Here is an 18,089-nt window from a genome sequence, read left to right as displayed (position 1 = left end):
TCCTGTTGCTGGAAGGCTTTCTTTTGTGTCAACTAAACGTCAGCCCGTCGTATTTTTTCCAACGGTAATTTACGGCAGAGATAATCCAGCAGCCGATAAAGATGCCAATAATCGCAAAACCGACATTCCCCATATGGTCACTTAAATTGCTGACGGTATCCCACAAACCACCCTGAAGCGAAAACGCGTCAGAGAGAAGCCCCAGCGCCTCCAGTCCGCCAATAAATAGCGCTACAATCACAGAAGTCCCGGTAATGGTCATATTGTAATAGAGCTTGCGTTGCGGCTTATTGAACGCCCATCCGTAGGCCTCAACCATCAGAATACTGTCGAGACAATCAATTAACGCCATACCGCAGGTAAACAGCGCCGGGAACACGAGAATTGACCAAACCGACATGCCACTGGACGCGCTTGAAGCAGAAATTCCCAGCAAAGAAATTTCAGTGGCGGTATCAAAACCCAGACCAAAAAGAAAACCGACAAAATACATATGCCAGTCTTTGCCTACCAACCGAAACGCTGAGCGGAAAAGCCAGTTCAGAGGACCTGAAACTGTAATATCTTCCGTGGTGCCATCGTAAGTACCGGTGCGTTTAAGATGGCGGAATGCCTTCCAGACCTGGCAGAAAATAATGAGATTAATGGTAGCCAGAATCAGCAAAAACACGGCAGAAACCGTAGTTCCTATCAGACCGCCGACATTCTGAAACCATGCCATATGTTGCTTAAACACGCTGGTGGTCAGTGCAATGCCAATGCTTGCCAGTACCACAATGGTGGAGTGCCCCAAAGAAAACCAGGCTCCCGTCGTCAGGGCGCGTTTTTTCTGCTGCATGAGTTTACGTGTAGCGCTGTCTATCGCGGCGATATGATCGGCATCGACAGCATGGCGCAAACCGTAGCACCACGCAATCAGACTCAGTGCAAGCAATGACGTGTTGTTACTAAACGCGGTGAAAGCCCACAGCCACGCCACGATGTTTGCCCCGATGAGTAAGACCATCAACAAAAGAATATTCGGGCGTTTTTTAAATAATGAAAACAATGCGTTCATTGTTTCCCGCCAATTAAATTTGAGCTAAACAACACACCACCACTCACTGATTAATTAATATAACGTTGATCAGGCTAATGATAACTCTTAAGAATTACTAACCCAGTGTCGTAGATCAAAGTTGATTATCACCTGAAGCAAGTTCCGCCATCGCTAGCTCCGCGATACGCAGAGGTACCGTTGCGCTGTCCCCCTCTTGCAGAAACCAGACGGACGACAACCCACACCAGGCAACAATCCACATCAGCAAACGTTGCCGTTCAATTCTTGCGATTTCAGACACAATGTTGACTCGTTGTGTGAATGTTTCCGGCTCAATGGCAACAGGTCTGGTGGGTTCGGCAAGATCAGGGTTAGTAAAAATATTGGCGTAATCAAAGCCACGCTCGCCCAGCAGCCCTTTGGGATCGATAGCCAGCCATCCTCTCGTTCCGAAATCAAGAATATTGCCGTGGTGTAGGTCACCGTGTAATACGACTTCATCATGGGGTGAAGATAGCAGTACATTTGCCACCACTGCACAACGCGTCAGGATACCGCCATGCTTTTTCGCGGCAGGAGCCAGATCGCTAAACCAATGGTGCAGAGGTGTTAACGCTGGCGTAGACGCATTCCGGGAGAAATGGAGTCTACTGGCAGCATGGCAAATAATGCGACAAGCCTGCGCATCGTTACCAGTCCAGGACATGTCCGCTAAAGACCCTGTCCCTGTCGCACGTTCCAGCAGAATCGCCCCTGCTGCATGAGCAAGTACTTTCGCTGCGCCATTTCCGTTCCACCAGACCATGAGTTCACAGCCGATCCGTTCACTGTCATCGTCGGTGATTTTAAGTATGGCTTTCTGACCGTCCCTGATGACCACTACAGGCAAAAGCTGTGATGTGTGTGTTTCAACCGGTTCACCATCTGGAGTGAGTCCCCAACGGTTGAGCCAGGTGTTGAACAGGCGATTTTCCAAACAATATCCTCATTTTTCTCTGGAAGATGGTAACCAAAAGGATCCGTGTCGGCATTATTCCTGTTTTCTTTTGGTTGAGCTACAACCTCCCACAGCCGTCATCACTGACTTAACGGGTTGAGCACTAACAGGCACATCCTTGTGTATCTGTGTGCCATGCTGACTGTGTTCGGTAAATAAGGAGGACACGATGATCACGTTATGCAAAACCTGTGGAACATCCTATGAGGTAACTGGTGCCCATCCGGAACAGTGCGATATCTGCCAGGATGAACGCCAGTATGTCCCTGCGAGCGGACAGGAATGGGTCGATTTTACCGCCCTGTGTGCATCGCATACAAATAAGTGGAAGCAACACGACAGTACTCTCCTCAGCATCCGCACCGTTCCTGATTTTGCAATTGATCAGCGCGCGTTTATTCTGCGTACCTCTGAAGGCAATATTTTATGGGACTGCATTGCCTCGCTCGACGATGCCACAAAAACGCTAATAACGTCCCTTGGCGGGCTTAAGGCTATCGCGATATCGCATCCTCATTACTACACCACCATGCAGGACTGGGCTGCAGAATTTAACGCACCGATTTACCTTCATGCCAGCGACAGAAGGTGGGTAATGCGCGACAGCCCGTGGATTAGATTCTGGGATGGCGACACCATTGAGTTAACCCGTGACGTCACGGTGATACGTCTCGGCGGACACTTTGCTGGCGGCTGCGTCCTGCACTGGGCGCGTGACGAAGGCGTGGTGCTTTCCGGCGACATCGTCCAGGTTACGCCAGGTGCGCATGCCGTCTCCTTTATGTGGAGCTACCCTAATATGCTACCGTTGCCAGCTGCAACGGTCAGCAACATTACCCAGAGACTGAGTACAGTGAAATTTAAGCAACTTTACGGCGCATTTGCAGGAAAAGATATTACGCAAAATGCCGATGAAATTGTGCGGCGTTCAGGTGAAAAGTATATTTCCTGCCTCAGATAAACCGGCAGTTTATTCACCAACCAGACTCAGGAAGGTAAAAATGGATAGAACTGATAAACCACGCCCATCACAGAAATACTCACTATCACACTGATAATGAAGTAGGTTTTGAAAGGCTGCTTTTGTGTTTTATGGCGAAAGATTTGTTGACCCGCTATCGCGCCACCCCATCCGCCCACAACGCCAAACACCAGCAATGTGGATTCCGGCACTCTACGCCAGTCCTTGCGTGCCGCCATTTTGTCCACGCCGTATAACAGCAACGTCAGTATGTTGGCGAGTAGAAACCATATGACAAGAGGGTGAGCGGTGAAAATGCAGCCGATCGCTGCAAAAATGAGTAGCGAATAACAACAGCGATTGAGATTCATATTTTCAGTCACAGCACTTTTCAGGAAGTTTCGTCACCCATTATACGCAAGGTCAGTCATCCCTGCCATGGGTGAGAATACCCCTTTTATTTTTATGCCTATATCCCCAGAAATAGCGGAAATTCTCTGGTCTGCGGCGTACCTAACAATTCAAACAAGAGAATCATTTTCATTATTCAGAACAAATGGTAATTTATTAAATCCAAATGGAGAAATTGTTCTGGAGTCGCAGGGATGAGAAAATACTCATATCCATATTTGTTTTTTGTCACCGTATTATCTCTCGGCGCAATTTTTCTTTTTTACTGGTGGAAGGTAACGATATACAGAGCGACTTTTCTCTACCCACTCACATCAAAATACCTCATACTTATTTCTCTGGCAGTGTCATTTTTAATCACCCTATTTCTGGTAGGTAATGGGATAATGAAAAAAAGTCCCTTCCAAACTTATCTGAAATTATTTGGTAGCATCAGCATTGCCATGGTGCTGTTTTCAGTGATCACAATTATGGCGATAACCTGGTTCATTCCAGGTGTCCCCTCGTCCTATACTGCTCCATACACCTACTCTACAGGAAGTTCTAAAAGCTGTTCGGGGGCTGATGTTGACGATCCGGATCTCGGGACTAACATCAGAATTTGCTATCCCGAAGGTAACTACGAATATAACAACACAATCTATGTTGAGAAACGAAGTAACCTTTTAGGTGCGGTCGTAACATACGCCAGAACAACACCATCCCGATTTTGATTAACTTACCGCGTACAAAGCAATGCGTTATCAAGCGAAAGGTCATTTCGCCCCCGTAGGGGCCATAAGAATGCAGAAAAGAGTTATACAGTGTACTCTGCCTGGATAAACACGCCAGATGGTGATCAGATAACCTTTCTGCTCCCACGCATCGGCGGATATTGCTGTGCCCCTTTTCCCCTGAGGGACATGAGAACTCGCTAACTTATTGAGCGTTCGGTGATTTTTATGAAGAAACTGTTTGTGCAGTTTTACCTCCTGCTGTTTGTCTGCTTTTTGGTGATGACCCTGTTGGTCGGCCTGGTATACAAATTCACCGCAGAACGCGCAGGCAGACAGTCGCTCGACGATTTGATGAAAAGCTCGTTGTACCTGATGCGCAGTGAACTACGCGAAATCCCGCCACGCGATTGGGGTAAGACGCTGAAGGAAATGGACTTAAACCTCTCATTTGACCTGCGTGTTGAACCGCTGAATAAGTACACACTGGATGCCCCAACCATGCAGCGTTTGCGCGAAGGCGATATTGTGGCTCTTGACGATCAATACACCTTTATTCAACGCATTCCTCGCAGCCATTATGTGCTGGCAGTCGGCCCGGTTCCTTACCTCTATTTTCTTCATCAAATGCGCCTGCTGGACATCGCGCTGATGGCGTTTATTGCTATCTCACTGGCCTTCCCGGTACTGATCTGGATGCGTCCACACTGGCAAGAAATGCTAAGACTCGAATCCGCCGCACAACGTTTTGGTGAAGGACATCTGAGTGAACGCCTTCATTTTGACAACGGTTCCAGCTTTGAGCGCCTGGGCGTAGCGTTTAACCAAATGGCCGACAATATCAATGCGCTGATCGCCAGTAAAAAACAGCTCATCGATGGTATTGCCCATGAGCTTCGTACTCCGCTGGTACGTTTACGTTACCGGCTGGAAATGAGTGATAACCTCACCGGGCAGGAATCTCAGGCGCTTAATCGTGATATCGGCCAACTGGAAGCGTTGATCGAAGAGTTACTGACCTACGCCCGCCTGGATCGCCCGCAAAATGAACTGAAGCTCAGTGTACCTGACCTGCCTGTTTGGTTGACAACCCATCTGGAGGATGTGCAAAGCGTGAATCCTGGCCGTACGGTGCACTTACGTCATCTCGAAACTGGCGACTACGGCGCGTTGGATATGCGCCTGATGGAGCGGGTCCTGGATAATTTGCTGAACAATGCCCTGCGCTATTGCCAGTCTACAGTGCAAGCCAGTCTGCTGCTGAACGGCAATCAAGCCACGCTGGTAGTGGAAGACGACGGTCCCGGTATTGCACCAGACGCTCGCGAACAGGTTTTTGAACCGTTTGTACGCCTTGACCCCAGCCGTGACCGGGCAACCGGGGGTTGTGGGCTTGGGTTAGCCATCGTCCACTCAATTGCTTTGGCTATGGGGGGGACGGTCGTCTGTGATGAAAGTGAACTTGGCGGCGCCCGGTTTACTTTCCGTTGGCCCGTCTGGCATAACATTCCCGAAATCTCAGCTGCCTGACCTTTTCTGCTCGGTGGTCAGGCGGCGGAGGTTGTGCTATAAAAAAGTATGTTGTAACTAAAATGGTAAACCTATGGCCCGTTACGATCTTGTTGACCGCCTGAACGGCACCTTTCGCCAGATGGAACAAGAACTGGCACTTTTGAACGAAAACCTGTTGCAGCAGACGCTGCTGATTGCGCGCGTATTCTCGTTACCGGAAGTGGTTAAAGAGGCAGAGCATGCCCCTCTGCAGAGCATTAATGTTAAGCAGCATTTAGGCAAAGAGGCTGAAGCGCTGGCACTGCTCCATTACCGTCACCTGTTTATTCAGCAGCAGTCCGAAAACCGCAGCAGCAAAGCAGCCGTCCGCCTACCGGGTGTATTGTGCTATCAGGTTGATAACGCGGCGCAATGTACTCTGGAAGAACAAATCCAGCGTATAAACCAGTTGAAAACCACCTTCGAGCGCATTGTTACAGTGGAATCAGGGCTGGCGCCGGCAGCACGTTTCGAATGGGTGCATCGTCATCTGCCAGGGCTGATTACTCTGAATGCCTATCGCACGCTAACCGTAGTCCGCGATCCGGCCACCCTACGATTTGGCTGGGCTAATAAGCACATCATTAAAAACCTGAAACGCGATGAAGTACTGCAGCAACTGGAAAAAAGCCTGACGTCACCGCGCAGCGTACATCCCTGGACACGTGAAGAATGGCAGGCGAAGCTTGAACGCGAATATCAGGATATCGCTGCCTTACCACAGCAGGCCCGCCTGAAGATTAAAAGGCCGGTAAAAGTGCAGCCTATCGCCCGCGTCTGGTACAAAGGAGAGCAAAAACAGGTGCAATATGCCTGCCCGACGCCGCTGATTGCTTTGCTTAATAACGACAACGGTATGACCGTACCGGATATCGGCGAGTTACTTAATTACGATGCCGAAAACGTTCAGCATCGTTTTAAACCTCAGGCGCAGCCGTTGAGATTGATTATTCCCCGGCTGCACCTGTACGTTGCGGATTAACTGCCGGGCCGCATGCTGCCAACCATCAGCTCCGGGCGTACCCAACTGTCGAACTCCGCTTCGGTTAGATATCCCAGCGCCAGAGCGGAGGCTTTTAAGGTCAGCCCTTCTTTATGGGCTTTTTTGGCAATTTCAGCCGCTTTATCGTAACCGATATGGGTATTGAGCGCGGTCACCAGCATTAGCGACTCGTTGAGCAGTTGATCGATTCGTTCACGATTAGGCTCAATCCCCGTCGCGCAATGTTCATTGAAGCTTTCCATACCGTCCGCCAGCAGGCGTACCGATTGCAGGAAGTTGTGGATGACCATTGGTCGATAAACGTTGAGCTCAAAGTTACCTGACGCCCCGCCCATGTTGATGGCGACATCGTTGCCCATCACCTGGCAGCAAAGCATAGTCAGCGCTTCACACTGGGTTGGATTGACCTTGCCCGGCATGATCGAGCTGCCCGGTTCGTTTTCCGGAATTGAAATTTCGCCAATACCACACCGGGGACCGGATGCCAGCCAGCGTACATCGTTGGCGATTTTCATCAGCGACGCTGCCAGTCCTTTTAGCGCGCCGTGAGCATGAACCAGGGCATCGCAGGTGGCGAGCGCTTCAAATTTATTCGGTGCGGTAACGAACGGCGCACAGGTGATGACCCGCAGTTCATCCGCAACCCGGCGGGCGTATTCGGGATGAGTGTTCAGTCCGGTACCTACCGCGGTTCCCCCCAACGCCAGCTCCGCCACGTGTGGTAAGCTGTTTTCAATGTGTCTGAGGTTATGTTCTAGCATTGCTACCCAGCCGGAAATCTCCTGGCCAAGCGTAAGTGGAGTTGCATCTTGCAGATGTGTACGACCAATTTTAACGATATCGGCGAAAGCGTGGGACTTATCACTGAGCGTTTTGGTCAACACATTTAATTGAGGGATCAGTGATTTACGCAGCGCCAGCAGTGCGGCAACGTGCATTGCGGTCGGGAAGACATCGTTCGAGCTTTGGCTTTTATTGACATCATCGTTGGGGTGTACTTTTCGCTCCATCCCCCGCACGCCGCCCAGCAACTCGCTGGCCCGGTTTGCCAACACCTCGTTCATGTTCATATTGCTTTGCGTGCCGGACCCAGTTTGCCAGATGGCCAGCGGGAACTCATCGCGGTGTTTATCTGCCAACACCTCATCTGCAGCCTGCATAATAGCCCTGGCTTTATCCTCCGCCAGCAGCCCAAGATCCTGGTTAACCTTTGCCGCGGCGCGTTTAGTCAGCGCCAGCGCATGGATCAACGAGACCGGCATTTTCTCCGTAGAGATACGAAAATGCTCCAGTGAACGTTGGGTTTGCGCGCCCCAAAGCTTATCGGCAGGAACATCTATCGTCCCCATTGAATCATTCTCGCGGCGTACCGTTACCATTACCTGCTCCTTACATTAACAATTGATTAGGTTATGTTTCGACATTGCCCACTTGCGTTGGTCTTATGAGTATTAACGAGGATAAAACTGTCGTTTGGTGGTTCGTGCGGTAAAAAAAACCGCCCCGAAGGGCGGTTGACGTTACTTAACGCAGCGTGCGCACTGCGACGTCTGAATTTGCTGGAAGAAATCATTGCCTTTGTCATCCACCAGGATAAACGCCGGGAAATCTTCCACTTCAATTTTCCAGATGGCTTCCATCCCGAGTTCCGGGTATTCCACGCACTCCAGACTCTTGATACTGCCCTGGGCCAGCACCGCGGCAGGGCCGCCAATACTTCCTAAATAGAAGCCGCCATGTTTATGGCAAGCATCGGTCACCTGCTGGCTACGGTTGCCTTTCGCCAGCATAATCATGCTCCCGCCTGCAGACTGAAGCTGGTCAACATACGAGTCCATACGTCCGGCCGTGGTTGGGCCAAGCGAACCCGAAGCGTAACCTTCCGGTGTTTTTGCCGGACCGGCGTAATAGATCGGGTGATCTTTAACATACTGCGGCAAACTTTCACCGTTATCCAGACGTTCTTTCAGTTTCGCATGCGCAATATCTCGGCCAACGATGATTGTACCGTTGAGTGACAGACGCGTAGAGACCGGATACTGCGACAGCTGAGCCAGGATCTCTTTCATCGGACGATTGAGGTCAACGCGTACCGCTTCGCCCTCTCCCGCCTGGCGCAGCTCTTCCGGTATATATTTGCCAGGATTATGTTCCAGTTTTTCGATCCAGATACCTTCACGGTTGATCTTGGCTTTGATATTTCGATCGGCTGAGCAAGAGACGCCCATACCAACCGGGCACGACGCGCCGTGACGCGGCAGGCGGATCACGCGGATATCATGCGCGAAGTACTTCCCGCCAAACTGCGCACCCAGCCCCAAATTCTGCGCTTCAATCAGCAGCTCTTTTTCCAGCTCCACATCACGGAATGCCTGCCCATGTTCGTTACCTTCGGTCGGCAGCTCATCGTAGTATTTAGCCGAAGCCAGTTTCACCGTTTTCAGCGTAGCTTCCGCTGACGTTCCGCCGATCACAAACGCAATGTGATACGGCGGACAAGCCGCAGTACCCAGCGTACGCATCTTTTCAACCAGGTAATTTTTTAATTTGCCCGGCGTGAGCAGCGCTTTGGTTTCCTGGTACAGATAGGTTTTGTTCGCCGAACCGCCACCTTTGGCAATACACAGGAATTTGTATTCATCGCCGTCGACGGTATACAAATCAATCTGTGCTGGCAGGTTGGTGCCGGTGTTCACCTCTTTATACATATCCAGCGCTGCGTTTTGTGAATAGCGCAGGTTGTCTTCGATGTAGGTGTTATAGACGCCTCGAGCCAGCGCCTCCTCATCGCCACCACCGGTCCAGACACGCTGACCTTTTTTACCCACGATAATCGCGGTTCCGGTGTCCTGACAGGTCGGCAAAATGCCTTTTGCCGCGATGTCAGAGTTACGCAGAAATTGCAGGGCCACATACTTGTCGTTTTCGCTGGCCTCCGGGTCGCGCAGAATATCGGCTACCTGCTGTTGATGTGCGGGACGCAGCATAAACGACGCATCATGAAAGGCCTGACGAGCCAGCAGGGTTAAAGCTTGTGGCGCGACTTTAACAATCTCCTGCCCTTCAAATTCGGCAACAGAGACATAGTCGCTGGTCAGCAGATAGTATTCGGTATCATCCTTTTTGAGGGGGAAAGGATGCTGATAATGAAAGGGTTTGTTTGACATTGTGCTCTCACTTACTGCTCGGTCTGGTTATTCTCTGGGCAGATGTTCCGTTGCCCTGCTTCCCTGCCGCAGATCCGGTTGTAGAAGGAAGGGCTGTCTGCAACCGGAATCTCTCAGGGTATTAAAAGCGAGTCTCCATATCCTACACATTTTTTTAACAAAAACTGAGACAAGTACGACTTTTTACATGTGCAGGTTACTTCCCTCAGGGTTTCTTGGTTTAATAGCCGTAGAAAATTCCACATTGAAACAGGGCTTGATAATGCAAAAACTCATCAACTCAGTGCAAAACTACGCCTGGGGAAGTAAAACGGCGTTAACGGAACTCTATGGCATTGCCAACCCCACTCAGCAACCGATGGCTGAGCTGTGGATGGGTGCGCATCCGAAAAGCAGTTCGCAGGTTCTGGGCGCTGACGGCCAGACGGTTGCTCTGCGCGACGTTATCGAGCACGATAAATCCGCACTGCTGGGCGATGCCGTTGCGCAGCGTTTTGGTGAGCTGCCCTTCCTGTTTAAAGTGCTCTGCGCTGCACAACCGCTTTCGATTCAGGTTCATCCTAACAAGCACAACTCTGAAATTGGATTTGCCAAAGAAAACGCCGCAGGGATCCCGATGGATGCGGCTGAGCGCAACTACAAAGATCCTAACCACAAACCGGAACTGGTTTTTGCTTTGACGCCTTTCCTGGCGATGAACGCATTCCGCGAGTTCTCTGACATTGTTGCATTGTTACAACCCGTCTCCGCCGCACATCCGGCTATTGCGCATTTCCTGGAAGAGCCGAGTGCAGAACGTCTGAGCTATCTTTTCGCCAGCTTGCTGAATATGCAGGATGAGGAGAAATCCCATGCGTTGGCGATCCTGAAATCAGCGCTGAACAGCCAGCAGGGTGAACCCTGGCAAACCATCCGTCTGATCGCCGACGTCTACCCGAACGACAGTGGGCTCTTCTCCCCGCTGCTGCTCAATGTGGTGAAACTCAATCCAGGCGAAGCTATGTTCTTATTTGCCGAAACCCCGCACGCTTACCTGCAAGGTGTGGCGCTTGAGGTGATGGCTAACTCGGACAACGTGCTGCGTGCCGGACTGACGCCAAAATATATTGATATCCCGGAACTGGTCGCCAACGTGCAGTTTGTCGCCAAGCCAGCAAACCAGTTACTGACCACGCCGGTTAAGTCTGATGGCGAACTGGATTTCCCGATCCCGGTTGACGATTTTGCGTTCTCCCTGCATGAGCTTACTACCAGTGGTGCAGATATCAGCCAGCAAAGTGCGGCCATTTTGTTCTGCATAGAAGGTGAAGCTGTACTGAGCAAAGGCGAGCAACGTCTGGTTCTGCGACCGGGTGAATCGGCCTTTATTGGCGCGAATGAATCTCCGGTTAACATCAGTGGCGCAGGTCGTTTAGCCCGGGTTTATAACAAGCTTTAGCAAGATACTGATATTTTTAACAACTCTTGCTAAGCTGTAGTAAGTTAAAGACATGTCACTCCTCCAGGCGTCTTCAAACGCCTGGTTTTATTTTATGGATATCAAAATGAAAAAATCGCTGGTAGCTGCGGGTGTGGTGGTTGCGCTGGGTATCGTCTGGACGGGCGGCGCCTGGTACACAGGAAAGAAACTCGAAACGCATCTCGCCGAGATGGTGACGCAGGCAAACGATCAGTTAAAACGTTTCTCCCCTGAGGCGGGTATTGAACTGAGTTATCAAAACTACCAGCGCGGGGTGTTCAATAGCCAACTGCAATTGGTGGTGAAACCAATAGCCGGGCAGGCAGATTCCTGGCTGAAACCGGGGCAAAGTATTGTCCTGGATGAAACGGTGGATCACGGTCCCTTCCCACTGGCCCAACTGAAGTCACTGAATCTGGTTCCGGCTATGGCCTCCGTGAAAACGACGCTGGTGAATAACGACGTTACCAAACCGCTGTTTGATATTGCCAAGGGTGAGTCGCCATTTGTCATTAACTCCCGTATCAGCTACAGCGGCGATACCCGTTCCGATCTTTCCCTTAAACCACTGAACTACGAGAAAGGCGACGAAAAAGTAGCCTTCAGCGGCGGGGAATTCCAGTTTACAGCAGACAAAGAAGGTAACGCTGTCTCGCTGACAGGCAATGCGCAAAGCGGCGTGGTCAATGCGGTCAACGAGTATGACCAGAAAGTACAAATGACTTTCAATAATCTGAAGACTGAGGGTTCCAGCAGTATTGCCAGCTTTGGTGAGCGCATCGGCGACCAGAAATTGTCACTCGAAAAACTGTCGATCTCGGTCGAGGGTAAAGAGTTGGCGGTTCTGGAAGGCATGGGTATCGATGGCAAATCCGATCTGGTTAACGACGGTAAAACTGTCAACAGCCAGCTGGATTACACGCTGAACAGCCTTAAATTGCAGGGCCAGGATATGGGTAGCGGTAAGCTGACGCTGAAAGTTGCCCAGATTGACGGTGAAGCCCTGCATCAGTTCAGTCAGCAGTATAGCGCCCAAACCAAGGCGCTGATGGCGCAGATCGATGTGGTACAAAATCCTGAGCTTTATCAGCAAAAAGTCACCGAAGCTTTCTTCAATGCGCTGCCGATACTGATGAAAGGCGAGCCGGTTATCACCATTGCCCCGCTGAGCTGGAAAAATGCGAAAGGTGAAACCGCATTTAATCTGTCACTGCTGCTAAAAGATCCGACAGCAAATACTGAGGAACCACAAACGCTGGCTCAGGAAGTGGATCGTTCGGTCAAATCACTGGATGCCAAGCTGACGATTCCGGTCGATATGGCGACTGAGTTCATGACGCAGATCGCCAAAATTGAAGGCTATCAGCAGGAGCAAGCGGCCGATCTTGCGAAGCAACAGGTGAATGGCCTGGCGGCAATGGGTCAGATGTTCCGTATTACAACGATGCAGGACAACGTCATCGGCTCCAGCCTGCAATACGCAAACGGACAGGTTACGTTAAACGGACAAAAAATGCCGCTGGATGAGTTTGTTGGCATGTTCGGTATGCCTTCTCTCGGCGAACCGGATGCCCCGGCTATCCCGCAACAGTAAATACGCGTGACAAAAGGCCCGATAACCGTGTGTTTATCGGGCCTTTTTTATTTGGCTACCACCAGACGAGCGGAAAGCGTCAGGTTACGCGAATGACCATCATCGTGCCCAATGCGCTGCAGCATGCGCTCAGCAAGGGTATATCCCATTTCACGCGCAGGCGTGCAGGCCCAAATAATGGGGATATCGTCCAGTGCATTTTCCGCTACATCGGCAAATCCCGCTAAGGAGATCTGCTGTTCGAAATAGCGATCTACGCCAATTTCACCACTCTGACGCCCCGCTCTCATCAGGCCAAACCAGGCGCCAACGGCAATGGTTTCGTTGTAGCACACCACTGCGCTGATCGTTGGGTTACGACGTAACAGCGCGGTTACCTCCTCTGCGGCCTGCTTCTGGCTGGATGAACACTCCAGCACCCAGTCGCTATGAAACGGTAAACCATACTTTAGCAACGTCGTACAATAGCCGCCGACACGCTCTGCGCGAGTCAATGAGGAACTCTGCCCCCCCAACCACGCTATTCGCTGATGTCCGTGGCGGATAAGATGTTCAACCAGCAATTGCGAAGCCTGCATGTTGTCAGGTCTGACGGTGTCGACATCATCCAGGTAGCTTGCCCGAGAAGCAAACACCACCGGTATCCCCTTATCGGCGGCCAGTTGTTGTAGGTCGTCGCTACTGCCGGCAGCCCCGGCGATCACCACACCATCAACCCCTTGATTTAGCAACATAGCGAAACGCTGCGCGAGCTGTTCGCCATCTTTGCCACCATGTAATAAAAAGACCATGCGCCCCTGCGTTTCTAATGCTTCCGTCAGACCCGCCGTCAACTCGGCGTAAAACGGCGTAGAAAGATCGCGCACAATCAAACCAATTACCCCGCTCTGCCCGCCACGCAGCGCCGATGCCTGGCGATTACGCACAAACCCGAGTTGCTCAATAGCGGCATTCACGCGTTCGCCTGTCGCGGATGAAATACGACCTTTTCCACTAAGCACCAATGAGACAGTACTGACCGAAACGCCCGCGGCCAGCGCAACATCATGGATGGTTATTTTTTTGGCTATAGCCATAAAAACGGAAAACTCCCTGATAACGTGACGGATAAAACGTTTTATCAATCACTTATATTTATACGCCCTATTATCGTTCGATAATGTGATTTATACCGCACTAAAATTAGGTAAAACGTTTTATCTTCTCGCCATCATTAGTCAGCTAGCTTTTACGAGGAGTCGTTTGATGACGACGAGAACTACACCAAAAATAACGTTATGGGAATTTTTCCAGCAGTTGGGCAAAACCTTTATGCTCCCCGTAGCGCTACTCTCATTTTGCGGGATCATGTTGGGGATCGGCAGCTCGTTAAGCAGCCATGATGTCTTAACGCTGATCCCGGCATTAGGTAATCCGGTACTGCAGGCCATCTTTACCTGGATGAGCAAAGTAGGCTCATTTGCGTTTAGTTTCTTACCGGTGATGTTCTGTATTGCCATACCTCTCGGCCTTGCTCGCGAGAACAAAGGCGTAGCGGCATTTGCCGGTTTTGTTGGTTATGCGGTCATGAACCTTGCCGTCAACTTCTGGTTAACCGCGAAAGGTATCTTACCTACCACGGATGCCGCGATCCTGAAGGCCAACAACGTGCAGAATATCCTGGGGATCCAGTCGATCGATACTGGGATCCTCGGTGCTGTTATTGCCGGGATCATCGTCTGGATGCTGCATGAACGTTTCCACAACATTCGTCTGCCGGATGCGCTGGCTTTCTTCGGCGGCACCCGCTTTGTGCCTATCATCTCCTCGGTGGTGATGGGGCTGGTCGGGCTGGTTATTCCCCTGATCTGGCCGGTTTTCGCCATGGGCATTACCGGGCTCGGCCACATCATCAACAGCGCGGGAGAATTTGGCCCAATGCTGTTTGGTACCGGTGAACGTCTGCTGCTGCCGTTTGGTCTGCATCATATTCTGGTGGCGCTCATTCGCTTCACCGAGGCTGGCGGCACGCAAGAAGTCTGCGGTCACAGCGTGAGCGGCGCACTGACTATTTTCCAGGCCCAACTGAGCTGCCCGACAACACAAGGTTTCTCTGAAAGCGCAACCCGCTTCCTGTCGCAGGGCAAAATGCCTGCGTTCCTCGGTGGTTTACCGGGGGCAGCGCTCGCAATGTACCACTGTGCTCGCCCTGAAAATCGTCATAAAATTAAAGGGTTATTAATTTCCGGTCTTATTGCCTGTGTGATCGGCGGTACCACCGAGCCCCTTGAGTTCTTATTCCTGTTCGTTGCCCCAGTTCTGTATGTGATCCACGCCCTGCTGACCGGTCTTGGCTTCACTGTGATGGCAGTGCTTGGCGTCACCATCGGTAACACCGACGGTAACCTGATTGACTTCGTGGTGTTCGGCATCCTGCATGGACTCTCTACCAAGTGGTATCTGGTCCCTGTTGTGGCGGCGATCTGGTTCGCGGTGTACTACGTCATCTTCCGTTTCGCCATCACACGCTTCAATTTGAAGACACCAGGTCGAGACGTCGAAATTGCCAGCAATATCGAAAAAGTAATGGCTGGAGCGCCGGGTAAATCCGGTTACAACGTCCCTGCCATTCTGGCGGCGCTTGGCGGTGCGGAAAACATCGTCAGCCTGGATAACTGCATTACCCGTCTGCGTTTGTCAGTGAAGGATATGTCTCTTGTGAATGTACAGGCACTGAAGGACAATCGCGCCATTGGCGTAGTGCAACTCAATCAGCATAATCTTCAGGTCGTTATTGGCCCACAGGTCCAGTCAGTGAAAGACGAGATCGCAGTTCTGATGAACACCGTACAAGCTTAAGGACAATGATATGTTTGATTTTTCAAAGGTTGTGGACAGGCATGGTACCTGGTGCACTCAGTGGGATTACGTTGCCGACCGTTTTGGTTCAGCCGACCTGCTGCCGTTCACTATCTCCGATATGGATTTTGCCACCGCACCCTGTATTCTGGAGGCGCTGACTCAGCGCCTGTCACATGGCGTGTTGGGTTACAGTCGCTGGAAAAATGATGAATTTCTTGCGGCGATTAGTCACTGGTTTCTATCGCGTCATAATACCCAAATCGATCCTCAGTCGCTGGTTTATGGCCCCTCGGTCATCTATATGGTATCGGAGCTGATCCGCCAGTGGTCTTCTGCGGGTGATGCGGTGGTGATTCATACGCCGGCGTACGACGCGTTTTACAAAGCAATTGAAGGTAATCAGCGCGTGGTGCGCGCTGTCGAACTGGAAAAACGCACTGACGGTTGGTACTGCGACATGGCCGCGCTGGAGAATGCCCTGTCTCGTCCAGAGAGCAAAATTCTTCTGCTCTGTAGCCCACAAAATCCGACGGGCAAAGTGTGGACGCGTGATGAGCTGGAAACCATGGCAGAACTGTGTCAGCGCCATGGTGTAAAAGTTATTTCCGATGAGATCCATATGGATATGGTATGGGGGGATCACCCACATATCCCCTGGAGTAATGTCGCGCGCGACAGCTGGGCGCTGCTCACTTCCGGTTCAAAAAGTTTTAATATTCCGGCACTGACCGGGGCTTACGGAATTATTGAAGACGCTCAAAGCCGTAACGATTATCTCTGCGCATTAAAAGGTCGCGATGGTCTTTCCTCACCAGCAGTGCTCGCGCTGAGCGCACATATTGCCGCCTATCATCAGGGCGCAAGCTGGCTTGATGCGCTGCGGGATTACCTTACCAGCAATTTGCATTACGTCGCCCGCGAGCTTAATGCCGCATTCCCCGAACTGAACTGGCAGGTTCCGCAATCCACCTATCTGGCATGGATTGACCTGCGTCCGCTCAACATTGATGACCACGCATTGCAGGAAGCGCTCATCCACCAGCAGAAAGTCGCCATCATGCCCGGATACACATACGGCGAAGAAGGACGCGGTTTTGTGCGCCTGAATGCCGGATGTCCACGATCCAAACTTGAAAAAGGCGTTCAGGGGTTGATTAACGGCATACGTTCTGTACGCTAATAAAGTTTGCGCAATGAAATTATTCATTGCGCAACATAGATTTTTATCCCGATTTTTTCTTATAATACGACGCACTTTACCTAAATACACGAGTGCGACCATGATTGATACTTCCCTCCCCTTGACCGACGTCCATCGCCACCTTGATGGTAACATCCGTGCCCAAACGATTCTGGATCTGGGTCGTCAGTTCAATTTAACGCTCCCGGCACAAACGTTGGAAACGCTGATCCCTCATGTGCAAGTGACATCCACTGAGCCAGATTTAGTGAGTTTTTTATCCAAGCTCGACTGGGGCGTGAAGGTACTGGCCTCGCTGGATGCCTGTCGCCGCGTGGCATTTGAAAATATTGAGGATGCAGCACGTAACGGTCTGCACTATGTAGAATTACGTTTTTCACCAGGCTATATGGCGATGGCGCATCAACTCCCGGTGGCAGGTGTGGTTGAAGCCGTCATCGCAGGCGTGCGCGAGGGCTGCAAGACCTTTGGCGTCGAAGCACGCTTAATTGGCATTATGAGCCGTACTTTTGGCGAAGCCGCCTGTCTGCAGGAACTGGATGCGCTGTTAGCCCACCGAGAACATATTACGGCACTGGATCTAGCCGGTGACGAACTGGGATTCCCTGGCAGTCTGTTCCTGTCCCATTTCAACCATGCACGCGACGCCGGCTGGCATATTACCGTGCATGCGGGCGAAGCCGCGGGACCAGAAAGCATCTGGCAGGCCATTAAAGAGCTGGGCGCTGAGCGTATTGGTCACGGCGTTAAAGCCGTTGAAGATCGTGCGTTGATGGATTACCTCGCCGAGCATCGTATCGGCATCGAATCCTGCCTGACATCAAACATTCAGACCAGCACCGTTGCCTCACTAGCGAACCATCCGCTGAAAACGTTCCTTGAGCATGGCGTTATTGCCAGTTTGAATACGGACGACCCGGCTGTTCAGGGTGTGGATATTATTCACGAGTACACCATTGCCGCACCAGCTGCAGGCCTAACGCGCGAACAGATCCGCCAGGCGCAAATCAACGGTCTGGAAATGGCATTCCTGAGTAACGAAGAAAAACGAGCCTTGCGCGAGAAAGTCGGCGCAGCGTAACGGGTAAAGTGCTGAATGGCGCTAACGCTTATCCGGCCTACGTTGGTTTTCATTGTAGGCCGGATAAAATG

15 protein-coding genes are annotated in these 18,089 nt (G+C 51.3%); 9 read left to right on the top strand and 6 right to left on the bottom strand.

Going from position 1 to position 18,089, the window contains the following annotated elements; all coding sequences use genetic code 11:
• Positions 1-28: 28 nt before the first annotated feature.
• Both OGV57_RS05565 and OGV57_RS05560 read right to left on the bottom strand, forming a co-directional pair.
• Positions 29-1,057, bottom strand: a complete 1,029-nt coding sequence (locus OGV57_RS05565; protein WP_054528359.1) for a HoxN/HupN/NixA family nickel/cobalt transporter — start codon at positions 1,055-1,057, stop codon at positions 29-31.
• Positions 1,058-1,172: 115 nt separating this feature from the next.
• Positions 1,173-2,015 (bottom strand): aminoglycoside phosphotransferase family protein, encoded by an 843-nt coding sequence (locus OGV57_RS05560; protein ID WP_032949241.1) that lies wholly within the window; start codon positions 2,013-2,015, stop codon positions 1,173-1,175.
• A gap of 190 nt (positions 2,016-2,205) precedes the next feature.
• Between OGV57_RS05560 and OGV57_RS05555 the strand changes: the two genes are divergently transcribed.
• Entirely contained in the window at positions 2,206-2,997 is a 792-nt protein-coding gene (locus OGV57_RS05555; protein ID WP_003028958.1) for an MBL fold metallo-hydrolase, read from the top strand.
• A gap of 26 nt (positions 2,998-3,023) precedes the next feature.
• On the opposite strand, the gene OGV57_RS05550 is transcribed toward OGV57_RS05555, so the two are convergent.
• Complete coding sequence (locus OGV57_RS05550) at positions 3,024-3,368, bottom strand: DUF1294 domain-containing protein (protein WP_003028959.1); 345 nt, start codon at positions 3,366-3,368, stop codon at positions 3,024-3,026.
• 234 nt (positions 3,369-3,602) lie between these two features.
• On the opposite strand from OGV57_RS05550, the gene OGV57_RS23680 reads away from it, so the two are divergent.
• The 3 genes from OGV57_RS23680 to tus all read left to right on the top strand — a co-directional run bounded on the left by OGV57_RS23680 (position 3,603) and on the right by tus (position 6,654).
• Positions 3,603-4,121 carry a membrane protein gene (locus OGV57_RS23680; RefSeq protein ID WP_048216489.1) on the top strand — a complete coding sequence of 173 codons (519 nt, stop codon included), beginning with the start codon at positions 3,603-3,605 and terminating at the stop codon, positions 4,119-4,121.
• Positions 4,122-4,349: 228 nt separating this feature from the next.
• Positions 4,350-5,651 (top strand): two-component system sensor histidine kinase RstB, encoded by a 1,302-nt coding sequence (gene rstB / locus OGV57_RS05545; RefSeq protein ID WP_003028962.1) that lies wholly within the window; start codon positions 4,350-4,352, stop codon positions 5,649-5,651.
• 73 nt (positions 5,652-5,724) lie between these two features.
• A complete protein-coding gene (gene tus, locus OGV57_RS05540) occupies positions 5,725-6,654 on the top strand; it encodes a DNA replication terminus site-binding protein (protein ID WP_044699878.1) in 930 nt (309 codons plus the stop codon).
• On the opposite strand, the gene fumC is transcribed toward tus, so the two are convergent.
• Both fumC and fumB read right to left on the bottom strand, forming a co-directional pair.
• Positions 6,651-8,054 (bottom strand): class II fumarate hydratase, encoded by a 1,404-nt coding sequence (gene fumC / locus OGV57_RS05535; RefSeq protein ID WP_054528358.1) that lies wholly within the window; start codon positions 8,052-8,054, stop codon positions 6,651-6,653. The two genes, tus and fumC, sit on opposite strands and share 4 nt — an antisense overlap.
• A gap of 141 nt (positions 8,055-8,195) precedes the next feature.
• A complete protein-coding gene (gene fumB, locus OGV57_RS05530) occupies positions 8,196-9,842 on the bottom strand; it encodes a class I fumarate hydratase (RefSeq protein WP_044699883.1) in 1,647 nt (548 codons plus the stop codon).
• A 262-nt stretch (positions 9,843-10,104) separates the two neighbouring features.
• Here fumB and manA point away from each other — a divergent pair, with 262 nt between their 5' ends.
• Both manA and OGV57_RS05520 read left to right on the top strand, forming a co-directional pair.
• Entirely contained in the window at positions 10,105-11,280 is a 1,176-nt protein-coding gene (gene manA, locus OGV57_RS05525; protein WP_032949235.1) for a mannose-6-phosphate isomerase, read from the top strand.
• A 106-nt stretch (positions 11,281-11,386) separates the two neighbouring features.
• On the top strand, positions 11,387-12,895 hold the full coding sequence (locus OGV57_RS05520) for a YdgA family protein (RefSeq protein ID WP_003028973.1): 1,509 nt from the start codon (positions 11,387-11,389) through the stop codon (positions 12,893-12,895).
• A 47-nt stretch (positions 12,896-12,942) separates the two neighbouring features.
• Here the strand turns inward: OGV57_RS05520 and OGV57_RS05515 are convergent, their stop codons facing one another.
• Positions 12,943-13,971 carry a Mal regulon transcriptional regulator MalI gene (locus OGV57_RS05515; RefSeq protein ID WP_003843556.1) on the bottom strand — a complete coding sequence of 343 codons (1,029 nt, stop codon included), beginning with the start codon at positions 13,969-13,971 and terminating at the stop codon, positions 12,943-12,945.
• Between the two features lie 169 nt (positions 13,972-14,140).
• Here OGV57_RS05515 and malX point away from each other — a divergent pair, with 169 nt between their 5' ends.
• The 3 genes from malX (at position 14,141) to add (ending at position 18,018) form a co-directional block, all read left to right on the top strand.
• Positions 14,141-15,733: a maltose/glucose-specific PTS transporter subunit IIBC gene (malX, locus tag OGV57_RS05510; RefSeq protein ID WP_003843555.1), complete on the top strand. Its 1,593-nt coding sequence runs from the start codon at positions 14,141-14,143 to the stop codon at positions 15,731-15,733.
• Between the two features lie 10 nt (positions 15,734-15,743).
• Positions 15,744-16,916, top strand: coding sequence for a MalY/PatB family protein (locus tag OGV57_RS05505; protein ID WP_048216492.1), 1,173 nt, complete (start codon positions 15,744-15,746; stop codon positions 16,914-16,916).
• 100 nt (positions 16,917-17,016) lie between these two features.
• The gene (gene add / locus OGV57_RS05500) at positions 17,017-18,018 is read left to right on the top strand and encodes an adenosine deaminase (protein ID WP_054528357.1); all 1,002 of its coding nucleotides are present in this window, start codon (positions 17,017-17,019) and stop codon (positions 18,016-18,018) included.
• Positions 18,019-18,089: the final 71 nt, after the last annotated feature.

The sequence above is a fragment of the Citrobacter sp. Cf087 genome (assembly GCF_030334285.1).
GTDB lineage: Bacteria > Pseudomonadota > Gammaproteobacteria > Enterobacterales > Enterobacteriaceae > Citrobacter > Citrobacter freundii.
The sequence above is the reverse complement of the archived record's forward strand: the minus strand, read 5'-3'. Positions and strand labels throughout refer to the sequence as shown.

Bases quoted from the DNA above. Each gene is read 5' to 3' on its own strand.
- OGV57_RS05555 (WP_003028958.1), top strand. From the start codon at position 2,206: ATGATCACGTTATGCAAAACCTGTGGAACATCCTATGAGGTAACTGGT.
- fumB (WP_044699883.1), bottom strand. From the start codon at position 9,842: ATGTCAAACAAACCCTTTCATTATCAGCATCCTTTCCCCCTCAAAAAG.
- OGV57_RS05505 (WP_048216492.1), top strand. From the start codon at position 15,744: ATGTTTGATTTTTCAAAGGTTGTGGACAGGCATGGTACCTGGTGCACT.
- OGV57_RS05515 (WP_003843556.1), bottom strand. From the start codon at position 13,971: ATGGCTATAGCCAAAAAAATAACCATCCATGATGTTGCGCTGGCCGCG.
- rstB (WP_003028962.1), top strand. From the start codon at position 4,350: ATGAAGAAACTGTTTGTGCAGTTTTACCTCCTGCTGTTTGTCTGCTTT.
- OGV57_RS23680 (WP_048216489.1), top strand. From the start codon at position 3,603: ATGAGAAAATACTCATATCCATATTTGTTTTTTGTCACCGTATTATCT.
- manA (WP_032949235.1), top strand. From the start codon at position 10,105: ATGCAAAAACTCATCAACTCAGTGCAAAACTACGCCTGGGGAAGTAAA.
- tus (WP_044699878.1), top strand. From the start codon at position 5,725: ATGGCCCGTTACGATCTTGTTGACCGCCTGAACGGCACCTTTCGCCAG.
- malX (WP_003843555.1), top strand. From the start codon at position 14,141: ATGACGACGAGAACTACACCAAAAATAACGTTATGGGAATTTTTCCAG.
- OGV57_RS05565 (WP_054528359.1), bottom strand. From the start codon at position 1,057: ATGAACGCATTGTTTTCATTATTTAAAAAACGCCCGAATATTCTTTTG.
- fumC (WP_054528358.1), bottom strand. From the start codon at position 8,054: ATGGTAACGGTACGCCGCGAGAATGATTCAATGGGGACGATAGATGTT.
- OGV57_RS05520 (WP_003028973.1), top strand. From the start codon at position 11,387: ATGAAAAAATCGCTGGTAGCTGCGGGTGTGGTGGTTGCGCTGGGTATC.
- add (WP_054528357.1), top strand. From the start codon at position 17,017: ATGATTGATACTTCCCTCCCCTTGACCGACGTCCATCGCCACCTTGAT.
- OGV57_RS05550 (WP_003028959.1), bottom strand. From the start codon at position 3,368: ATGAATCTCAATCGCTGTTGTTATTCGCTACTCATTTTTGCAGCGATC.